Annotated in this window: 5 protein-coding genes; all 5 read right to left on the minus strand. The window is 50.0% G+C overall.

Translation table 11 applies throughout. The annotated features are described in order from the left end of the window. Positions 1-442 (minus strand): tRNA pseudouridine(38-40) synthase TruA (locus NZ772_17090; GenBank protein ID MCS6815272.1); only part of this gene is annotated, 442 nt, incomplete at its 3' end. 117 nt (positions 443-559) lie between these two features. After that, a complete protein-coding gene (rplQ, locus tag NZ772_17095; protein ID MCS6815273.1) occupies positions 560-910 on the minus strand; it encodes a 50S ribosomal protein L17 in 351 nt (116 codons plus the stop codon). A gap of 31 nt (positions 911-941) precedes the next feature. Next, a complete protein-coding gene (locus NZ772_17100; protein ID MCS6815274.1) occupies positions 942-1,886 on the minus strand; it encodes a DNA-directed RNA polymerase subunit alpha in 945 nt (314 codons plus the stop codon). A 45-nt stretch (positions 1,887-1,931) separates the two neighbouring features. After that, entirely contained in the window at positions 1,932-2,327 is a 396-nt protein-coding gene (rpsK, locus tag NZ772_17105; GenBank protein MCS6815275.1) for a 30S ribosomal protein S11, read from the minus strand. Positions 2,328-2,386: 59 nt separating this feature from the next. Continuing rightward, positions 2,387-2,600 (minus strand): 30S ribosomal protein S13 (gene rpsM / locus NZ772_17110; protein ID MCS6815276.1); only part of this gene is annotated, 214 nt, incomplete at its 5' end.

Consider the following 2,600-nt stretch of genomic DNA (forward strand, 5'->3'; position numbering starts at 1 on the left):
GCGTTATGTCCAACGGTGCGTAATAGTAGTGCCACACAAACGGGCGAACAAATAAGTTAGGAGTGGCATCTGTGTAGAGGGTGTATCGATAGCGTCGCCAACAAGCAGAAAATCGAGCGTGCCAATCCAGTGGTACAGGGGCTGAAGCACGCACTAGGATATCGTCAGGTAAACGGCTATTAAGAATATCTGCCCAGCGGTGGGGGGGGATCAAGGCCGTTGAGTCAAAATGCACGACCTGTGCGGCTGCATGAACTCCTGTATCTGTTCTCCCAGCAGCGTGTACAGTTACAGGATGGCCAAGGACTGTGGCGATAGTTGTTTCTAAATCCTCTTGCACAGTTCGCTGGTTCGGTTGTCGCTGCCACCCATGAAAGTGAGTGCCCACGTATTGAATGACGAGGGCTACCCGGTGTAGATTTGGTGTTGTATCAGCATCCATACCGCTAGTAGCTTGTTAAGACTCCTTAGAGACAGCAATGGGGCAGCAAAAACTACCCCACTATGCATCCTGCTATGCATCAAATTTGTTAGTGTCAGAGGCCAAGATTCAAAGCTATTAAACCAGCTCGATTATAGCCATTTCAGCATTGTCTCCCCGTCGAGGCACAGTCCGCAGTATGCGGGTGTATCCGCCGTTGCGATCGCCGTAACGCTCCTGCACATTTTCAAACAGAGCATGAACAAGCTGTTTGTCGTACATGTAACCTAAAGCTCGGCGACGAGCAGCTAAAGAACCGTCCTTAGCAAGGGTAATCATGCGATCAACCTCTGTGCGCACTGCTTTGGCGCGAGCCATTGTAGTTGTCAAGCGACCATTCCGAATAAGCTGGGTTGTCAATGCTCTGAGGAGAGCACGACGCTGATCAGCAGGCTTACCTAACTGAGGAACACGACAACGGTGACGCATAAAACTTCTTCCGCTACAACACTAGATTGAACTAACCCTTGGCTGGCTTCTCCTGAGGCAATGTGATCCCCAAGCGACTACGCAATGCCTCAGTCACCTCTTCGGCTGATTTTTGACCGAAGTTCTTAATTTCCAACAAGTCTTCATAGGTATAGACCAGTAAGTCTGCAACCGTATTAATCTGTGCCCGCTTCAAGCAGTTATAGGCACGTACAGAGAGCTGCAACTCTTCGATTGGAATTTGACTGTTGGGATTCTCTGTACCATCATCAATGTCCTCAGTCGGCTCAAACGAAATATCCCGCAGAGGATTGAACAAATCCACTAAGATATTAGCCGCTTGACTGAGCGCTTCTTGAGGGGTCAGGCTACCATTAGTCCAAATTTCCATAATCAAGCGATCTTTTTCCATGGAGCCGCCCACCCGAGCATCTTCAACCGTATAGTTAACCTTGCGCACTGGCATAAATACGGCATCAATCTGAAGAAAATCTAAAGCAGCAGCTTCATCATTAGAGCGATCGATCGCCCGATATCCTCGGCCTCGTTCAACTCGAAACTCCATCTCTAAGGTAGAACCAGAGGACAGCGTTGCTATGGGATGATCTGGATTAATCAGCTCAATTTCTGATGGCAAGTCAAAGTAGCTGGCGGTAAGCCGTGCCGGCCCATGGGCTACTAGGCGGCCAATCTGAGGCTGTGAGGTATAGCTTCTGAAGACAACCCCTTTCATGTTCAGCATGATATCCAGAATGTCTTCTCGCACTCCAGGCACAGTCGCAAACTCGTGGTTAACGCCAGCGATGCGAATAGCAGTGACTGCCGTCCCCTCTAGGTTAGATAACAACACTCGCCGCAACGAATTCCCGATCGTTGTCCCTTGGCCTCGCTCCAAAGGACTGATAATGAATTTGCCATACTGACTTTGATCTTTATCTATTTTTGTGTCTTCACACTCAACCTGAAACTGTGCCACAAGGCAACCTCCCTACTGCTAAACCTACTGTCACCAATGCCAACACTACACACGACGCCGTTTGGGAGGGCGGCAACCATTGTGCGGAATCGGTGTTACATCCCGAATTAGCGTGATTTCTAGACCAGCAGCTTGCAACGCTCGGATAGCGGTTTCTCGACCCGAGCCAGGGCCACTTACCATAACTTCAATTTGACGCATACCCTGGTCGATTGCTCGGCGTGCAGCGTTCTCTGAAGCTGTCTGAGCGGCATACGGGGTTCCTTTTTTTGCGCCTTTGAACCCGCTAGAACCAGACGATGCCCATGAAACCACCTCGCCATTCGTATCTGAAATGGTAACAATTGTATTGTTGAAGGTTGATTGAATATGCGCTATACCATTCGGTATGTTTTTCCGCTGCTTCCTAGCCCCAACCTTTTTTGTCGGCTGTTTTGCCATGCCACCTACTCCACTAATGCCCTAGAACTATCTTCCCTACACTACAACCAACTTACGGCTTACTTCTTGCTGGGTGCCTTCTTCTTACCTGCCACCGTGCGACGACCACCGCGCCGAGTGCGGGCATTGGTGCGTGTTCGTTGCCCTCGCACAGGTAGCCCCATGCGGTGTCGCCGACCGCGATAACAGCCAATGTCCATCAATCGCTTGATGTTCATTGCCTCCAATCGTCGCAGATCACCCTCGACTTCGTAGTTGCTTTCCACCTCTTCA

The sequence above is a fragment of the Cyanobacteriota bacterium genome (assembly GCA_025054735.1).
GTDB lineage: Bacteria > Cyanobacteriota > Cyanobacteriia > SKYG9 > SKYG9 > SKYG9.